A 6,914-nucleotide genomic window follows, 5' to 3' on the forward strand; every position below is an offset into this window, starting at 1 on the left:
GGATGTCAGGGTTTGAGAACGACCTTGATGCAGCTGTCCTGCTTGTCCCGGAACGTCCGGTACATCTCGGGTCCCTTGTCGAGGGAGACCTCGTGGGTGATGACGAAGGAGGGGTCGATCTGCTCCTCCTCGATCCGGCGCAGGAGATCCGCGGTCCAGCGTTGGACGTGCGTCTGCCCCATCCGGAACGTCAAACCCTTGTTCATCGCCGCGCCCATCGGGATCTTGTCCGACAGGCCGCCGTAGACGCCCGGGATCGAGATCAGGCCGCCGGGCCGGCACACGTAGATCATCTCGCGCAGGACGTGCGGTCGATCGCTTTCCGCCATGAAGACCTGCTTGGCTCGGTCGTAGACGGTATCCGGCATGCTGGGGCTGAGGTGGCTTTCCATGCCGATGCAGTCGATGCACTTCTCAGGGCCCTCGCCGCCGGTCAGCGCATTCAGCCGCTCGACGACGTCCTCCTCCTCGAAATTGATGGTGATCGCGCCCCCCGCCTCGGCCATCTCCAGACGCTCCGGCAGGCGGTCGATGGCGACCACCTGCTCGGCGCCGAGCAGGATGGCGGAGCGGATCGTCATCTGGCCGACCGGTCCGCACCCCCAGATCGCCACGGTGTCGGTGGGCTGGATGTCGGCCTGCACGGCCGCCTGCCAACCGGTTGGGAAGATGTCCGAGAGGAAGAGCAGCTTCTCGTCGGGAATGCCGTGAGGCACCTTCTGGACGGTCGTATCGGCGAAGGGCACGCGCAGGTACTCGGCCTGACCTCCGGGATAGCCGCCGGTGAGGTGCGAGTAGCCGAACAAGCCCGCCGTGGTGTGGCCGAAGACCTTGTCGGCGAGGTGCTTCTTACGGTTGCTTTTCTGGCAGACGGAAAAGTACCCGCGCTTGCACTGATCGCACTCGCCGCAGACGATGGTGAAAGGTACCACCACCCGGTCGCCTTTCTTCAGCTTGCCGTTGAGGCCGCGCCCGGTCTCCACGACCTCGCCCATCGTCTCATGACCCATGACGTCGCCCGGGAGCATGGCGGGGATGAAGTTGTGAAACAGATGCAGATCCGATCCGCAGATCGCGCAGCTCGTGACTTTGACGATCAGATCGCGATCCGCTTCGATCTCCGGATCGGTGACGCTGTCGCAGCGAATGTCTTCTTTCCCGTGCCAGACGAGGGCTCGCATGGTTCGCTCCCGTGCAAATGCTATGGTGTCGAGGTCTGATGTGCAGCAAAGGCGCCGTCAGGGAACGAACACGGAGCGGACGCAGCCGTCCTTCTTGTGTTTGAACATGGCGTAGCCGCGCGGCGCATCTTCGAGCGAGAAGCGGTGCGTCGCCAGGAACGACGGGTTCAGCTCGCCCTTCTGGGCGTGGGCAAGCAGACGATCCATGTAGGCCTGCCCGTGCTGCTGGGCCGTGCGAACCGTGAGACCCTTGTTCATGATCGCGCCGACCGGGAACTTGTCCATCACCCCGTAGACCCCCAGGATCGAGAGGGTTCCGCCTTTCCGGCAGGCCAGGATCGCCTCGCGCAGCGCCTGGCCGCGATCCGTGTGCATGTGGATGAGTTGCTTGGCGCGGTCGTAGGCGTATTGCAGGCCGGTCCCGTGCGCCTCCATGCCGACGGCGTCGATGCAGGCATCGGGTCCGCGGCCTCCGGTCATCTCCCTGAGCACCTCCAGGACGCTGTCGACGTCCTCGTAGTTGATGGTATCGGAGCCGACATGCTCGCGCGCCATCCGGAGCCGCTCAGGCAGGCGGTCGATCCCGATCACCCGTTCGGCCCCCATCAGGAAGGCGCTCCTCTGCGCCATCAGCCCGACGCCGCCGCAGCCCCAGACCGCCACCACGTCGCCGCGCTGGATGTTGCAGAAATCCGCTCCCATGTAGCCGGTCGGAGCGGCATCGGAGAGGAACAGCACCTGCTCGTCCGGGAGGCCATCCGGCGCCTTGAAGCAGTCGTTGTCGGCGAAGGGGACGCACACGTACTGGGCGTGCGCCCCGGCATAGCCGCCGAATGCGTGCGTGTAGCCGTAGATGCCCGCGGTCGGGTACCCAAAGACGGGCTCCTGCAGTTCCGGTTTGGGATGGGTGTTGTCGCACAACGAAAAAAGCTTGTTCTTGCAATACCAGCATTGGCCGCAGGTGATGAACGACGGTACCACGACCCGGTCGCCCTTTTTGACCTTCTTCACCTCGGGTCCGATCTCCTCGACCACGCCCATGAACTCGTGACCGATCACGTCGCCGGCTTTCATGGTCGGGATGTAGCCGTCGATGAAATGCAGGTCGGAGCCGCAGGTGGTCGACATGGTGACCCGCAGGATGCAGTCGTGCGGATTGACGATCTCGGGATCCTTGACGGTCTCCACACGCAGGTCGTTGACGCCGTTCCAGATGAGTGCGCGCATGAAAAGGCTCCTGCTCAGCGAGGGTCGGGTCGAGCCGCGGGCTGACGCTCGGTGGTCGGGATCTCGCCGGTCTGGACGAGGGCTTTGAAGTAGTGGAGCGACTTGCTCGCCAGCGACGCCGGAAGGGTGTCGCCGAGCATCTGGGTGGCGATCCGGCCGAGCATGCCGCCGGGCGGATCGAGGCTGACGTGCAGAGCCACCACCGTGCCGCGGTTGCCGGCGGCGCGGAAGCGCACCGACACGTCCCGGATCAGGGCATCGTCGCCTTGTGCCTCCCAGCGGAGGGCTTCGCCGGGCCGGTCGTCCGTCAGGCGCATGTCCCAGGAGCCGAGATCGTGCCCAACGCTCCACCGCGTCTGTCCGTCGCCCGTGGTCTCGACCGTCGCAAAGGGCGCCATGATCCGCTGCAAGGTCTCGGGCTCGCGCAAACGGCGGTACAATTCATCGGCGGGAACATCCTCGATCGTGATCGAGCGCTCGATCTCCGGTTTTCGCCAAGCTGCGGACCCTCGGTTCGGATCGCCTCCGGTTCGTCCGCCGGACGCGCTCCGCTGCGCACCGAGCACGCCGATCGCGGCGACGCCGGCCGCGGCCGCGAGGGCAAGCCCGATGAGGCCCGGGGTGGAAAGACCGCCGGACGCATCCTGTCGGCGTTGCCGACGGCTGGGTCCCAACCACGGGTCCTCCGCCGCGTGCGTACGCGCTGCCCGCTCGCCCCGCTCCCGTCGGGAGAATCCATCCTGCCCATAGGTCATGGCGCACCTCGAAAGCGGGGAACGACCCCATATCGCGGGTCGAATGGTTGCTGGGTCGCAGATAAGCGTTGTTTATCTTGATCAAAGCTTGTCGAACCTGGACATGTTGAAGATGAATCGAATATTGGGCGGAACGATCGTGGTGCCCGCTACGAAAAAACTTGCGGCCCTACGCAGCGGAGACGGTTCCGGCCACTCGTTTCTGTTTCCGAGCGCCCCATCCCGAACCATGTCGCACCGCGATCCCGATGCGGACGGCGGGTCGGGCGAAGCGCCTTGGCCCGTGAGGGGTTGAGGCCACATCACGCCCGAGATCGACGTTGAGGCGGCACGCTCCCAAAATTCTCGGGAGTACCGGCCCGGTCTGAATTCCGGGCCGGTGATCGACGGTGATCGGAGGGAACCTTTGGGCAGAGCTACGCTAGCGCGTGCCCGACGCGTCTTGCGTTTGGCCGCTGCCCTGCCCGGCAGAATTGGCCCGCGTCGGAGTTCCGGCGCCCCCTGCCTGAGAGGTCGATCCGGTCGTCTGCGGGTTGGGATTACCCGGGGCGTTCGCGTTGGCCGTCATGCCGGCCAGGAACTCGCCGCGCTGCCAGTTCGGCATCCCGACCGAGGCGAGCAGGTTCGTGGTCAGCGTGCCGGTCGGCTCGAGCCCCTGCGCCTGCTGGAAGTGGGTCGCGGCGATGGTCGTGTCGTTGTTCCAGTTGCCGTCGAGGTGGCCGGCCGCGTAGCCGCGCAGGTTCAGCACCTGCTGGATCTGGCGCACGCCGTCGGAATTCATCCAGAGCGGCTCGCCGGCGCTGTCCGCACGCTCCAGGGCGATGCGCTGGTTGTCGACCTGCCGATCACCTCCCGGCCCGGACGCTTGGCTCGGCTGCGGGCGCGCCGCGCCGGCGGCCTGCGGGCCCGTGCCATGCCCGGCCGAGAAGATCGGGTCGGTCAGGCCGAGGGCGGCGATCAGGCCGACTTCGAGCCGTCCCGTCGGCTCCAGCCCCTGCGACTGCTGGTAGCTGCGCGCGGCCTGCACGGTCGCCGGCCCCCATCGGCCGTCCACCTGCCCGGTGTTCCAGCCCTGCTGGTTCAGCGCCTGCTGGATCTGCCTGACGCCGGCCGGGCTGACATGGAGCGGCGTCCCGCGGCTGTCGGCGCGCTCGACCACGATGCGCTGATTGTCGACCTGCTTGGTTCCCTGGTCGCCGGCCTGGCCGCCGCCCTGGCCGTTGCGTCCACCGGCGTTGCCGAGGATGATGTCCTGCTCCAGGCCGAGACCATAGACGAGCGGGATGGTAAGGGACCCGGTCGGCTCCATGTTCTGCGCCTGCTGGAAGCTTCGCGCCGCCGAGGCGGTCTGCGGGTTCCAACGGCCATCCACGGTGCCCGTGCTGTAGCCCTTCTGGGTCAACGCCTGCTGGACCTGCCGCACGCCCGCCGAGCTGACGTAGATCTGCGTGCCCTGACCATCCTGCTGGTCCTGGGCCACGCGCTGGTTGCTGACCGCGGATTGTTGAGCCTGAGCATGGCCGCCCGCCACGGCGGCGAGGACAGTCGTCGTGAGAAAGAGATGCTTCAGCACCATGATGAACCTCCTTTCATGGACGTAGGGACGAACCAGGGCGGCCACGCCCCGTTCCTGCGGACGATCCCCTAGGGAACCTCCGATGCTGGCAGGTTTCTCGGGATGGAGGGGTACGACGGCGGGGCACGCGAGGGCCGTGTCCGAAAGGTCCCTAAGGGAGTGCCCGGATCGTCCTGCGAGGCGAGGCACGTCACACTGCCGGCTGCAGGGGTGGCCCCGCCGCCCTCGACGCGGAGGATCGACGTGAGCGACGGGCATTTCCAAGCCGACACGGATGCCTGCGCACGCGAGGCTCGGGCGGCCATCGAGGGTGTGCTCGAGCGGCGGTGTCCCGAGCTGAAGATCGCCTTCTGGACCGCCGTCGACAGGCACTATCGGCGGGACGCCCCGTCCGGCCCTCGGCAGGGGGCACCCGCAAGCCCGAGCCCCGATCTCCGGGCGCCGACGCAGCCGCGATAGGCATCGTCCTAAGGACGTATCCGCGGAACGACGCCGGCAGCCCCCGATTCGCGATGGGAACGGCGTCCTCGCCACGCAGGGCGGCCCGAAAGGTTCGCGCATGCTCCCCGTCCTCGAAGGCACGGCCGGCGCCGTCGTGATGGGGATCGTCCTCCTCGACGTCTTCCTCACCGTTCTCTACGCCCGCATCGGCACCGGGCTGCTCGCCGAGCGGGCCGCGCATCTCGCGTGGCGCGTCCTGCGCCGCGTCGCGGAGGCGGCCGGCCCGCAACGCGGCATCGTGCTGTCCTTCTGTGGGCCGACCATCCTCGTGCTCTACGTCCTGCTCTGGGCCGGCGGCCTGACCCTCGGTGCGGGCCTCATCATCCACCCTGGGCTCGGCACTGGAGTCCAGGCGAGCAGCGGCCCGACGCCGACCAACCTCGTCGCCGCGCTCTATGCGGGGGGCAGCAGCATCGCGATCGTCGGCGCCAGCGACTTCCGGCCGACGACCGACGCCTATCGCCTCGTCTATCTGGCGAATTCCCTGGTCGGGATGTCGGTGACCTCGCTGGTCCTGACTTACGTCATGCAGGTCTACGGTGCCCTTCGAGAACGCAACGCGCTCGGGCTGCAGCTTCACCTCCTGTCGGGGGAGACGTCCGACGCGGGCGAGATGCTGGCGCGGCTCGGGCCGTGCGGGCAGATCAGCGCCGGCTACAGCCATCTCGTGGCGCTCGGCGGGGCGATGGGCGCGATGAAGGAGGCGCACCACTTCTATCCGGTGCTGTTCTACTTCCGGTTCCGGCAGCCGTACTACTCGGTCTCGGCCCAGGCCCATCTCGTGCTGGACGCGGTATCGTTGATCCGGAGCACGCTCGCGGACGAGAACGCATCTTGGCTGAAGGAGGCTGCGGCGGTCGAGGCGCTGTGGCGGGTCGCCCGGATGCTGGTCGTCACGCTCGAGACAGCCTTTCTTGCAAGCGATCTCCCCGAGGCGATCCCGACAAGCAGCGTCGAGCGTCGACGGTGGCGTGCCGATTGGGAGAGGTCGGCCGCCCGGCTCGCCAGAGGAGGCATCGCGGTCGTTCGGGACGAGACGGCTGCTGACGCCTACCTCGAACTGCGCGCACGATGGTCCCCGCACATCGCGCGGCTCGCCCTTGCGATGGCCTACCGCCCCACGGACATCGCGGCACACGGATAGGAAACGCCCTAAGGGTGTGGCCGGATGTGCCTTCGCCGAGGCAGCGGGAGGGTAGGGCCGGCCGTTCCGAAGGAAGCCCGATGAATATCCTCGCCCAAATCACCTCGTTCGATCCCGTCGTAACTCCGGCGGCTCGTGTGCCGCGGCATTCGCGCGAGGAGGAACATGACAGCGGCCCCTGCACCTTCGCCAGCAGGCTCGCGGGTCTCATCCCCCTCACGCTGCAGGATCTGGCGGCGATCGACGGGCTGATCGGTTATGCCCGGCCGGTGGAACGGCACACGATGCTGCTCGATCAGGGATGCGTCGCTGACCACGCGCTCGTCATCCTCGACGGGTTCGCATGCCGTCACAAGCGGCGCATGTCCGGCCGCCGCCAAATCGTCTCCTTTCTCCTCCCCGGTGTGTAGGGCGGTGACAAAACCATCCACTGGAGCGTCGGCGGGGTGCTGATGCGGCCGGGGTAAAAGCCGGCCAGTGGAGAGGCTTCTCTTTCGGGAGGGGCCCAGGATGTTTGCCGTGGAAGTCTA

The 6,914-nt window shown here is 67.2% G+C and carries 6 protein-coding genes; 2 read left to right on the forward strand and 4 right to left on the reverse strand.

The genetic code is table 11. The annotated features are described in order from the left end of the window. Positions 1–5: 5 nt before the first annotated feature. From FV227_RS12935 to FV227_RS12950, 4 genes are all read right to left on the reverse strand, one after another. Positions 6–1,181, reverse strand: a complete 1,176-nt coding sequence (locus tag FV227_RS12935; protein WP_147859092.1) for a zinc-dependent alcohol dehydrogenase — start codon at positions 1,179–1,181, stop codon at positions 6–8. A 57-nt stretch (positions 1,182–1,238) separates the two neighbouring features. Further along, positions 1,239–2,408, reverse strand: coding sequence for a zinc-dependent alcohol dehydrogenase (locus FV227_RS12940; protein WP_147859093.1), 1,170 nt, complete (start codon positions 2,406–2,408; stop codon positions 1,239–1,241). A 14-nt stretch (positions 2,409–2,422) separates the two neighbouring features. Further along, positions 2,423–2,806 (reverse strand): hypothetical protein, encoded by a 384-nt coding sequence (locus tag FV227_RS29000; RefSeq protein WP_187274783.1) that lies wholly within the window; start codon positions 2,804–2,806, stop codon positions 2,423–2,425. Positions 2,807–3,584: 778 nt separating this feature from the next. Next, positions 3,585–4,739, reverse strand: a complete 1,155-nt coding sequence (locus FV227_RS12950) for a peptidoglycan-binding domain-containing protein (RefSeq protein WP_147859094.1) — start codon at positions 4,737–4,739, stop codon at positions 3,585–3,587. 559 nt (positions 4,740–5,298) lie between these two features. Between FV227_RS12950 and FV227_RS12960 the strand changes: the two genes are divergently transcribed. Next, positions 5,299–6,384, forward strand: coding sequence for a two pore domain potassium channel family protein (locus tag FV227_RS12960; protein WP_147859095.1), 1,086 nt, complete (start codon positions 5,299–5,301; stop codon positions 6,382–6,384). Between the two features lie 80 nt (positions 6,385–6,464). After that, positions 6,465–6,794, forward strand: a complete 330-nt coding sequence (locus tag FV227_RS12965) for a hypothetical protein (protein WP_147859096.1) — start codon at positions 6,465–6,467, stop codon at positions 6,792–6,794. The last annotated feature ends 120 nt before the right edge of the window (positions 6,795–6,914 follow it).

The sequence above is a fragment of the Methylobacterium sp. WL119 genome (genome assembly GCF_008039875.1).
In the GTDB taxonomy this organism is placed as follows: domain Bacteria; phylum Pseudomonadota; class Alphaproteobacteria; order Rhizobiales; family Beijerinckiaceae; genus Methylobacterium.

Excerpts from the sequence above, each read along its gene's own strand:
- FV227_RS12935 (WP_147859092.1), bottom strand. The coding sequence starts at position 1,181 with ATGCGAGCCCTCGTCTGGCACGGGAAAGAAGACATTCGCTGCGACAGC.
- FV227_RS12940 (WP_147859093.1), bottom strand. The coding sequence starts at position 2,408 with ATGCGCGCACTCATCTGGAACGGCGTCAACGACCTGCGTGTGGAGACC.
- FV227_RS29000 (WP_187274783.1), bottom strand. The coding sequence starts at position 2,806 with ATGGCGCCCTTTGCGACGGTCGAGACCACGGGCGACGGACAGACGCGG.
- FV227_RS12950 (WP_147859094.1), bottom strand. The coding sequence starts at position 4,739 with ATGGTGCTGAAGCATCTCTTTCTCACGACGACTGTCCTCGCCGCCGTG.
- FV227_RS12960 (WP_147859095.1), top strand. The coding sequence starts at position 5,299 with ATGCTCCCCGTCCTCGAAGGCACGGCCGGCGCCGTCGTGATGGGGATC.
- FV227_RS12965 (WP_147859096.1), top strand. The coding sequence starts at position 6,465 with ATGAATATCCTCGCCCAAATCACCTCGTTCGATCCCGTCGTAACTCCG.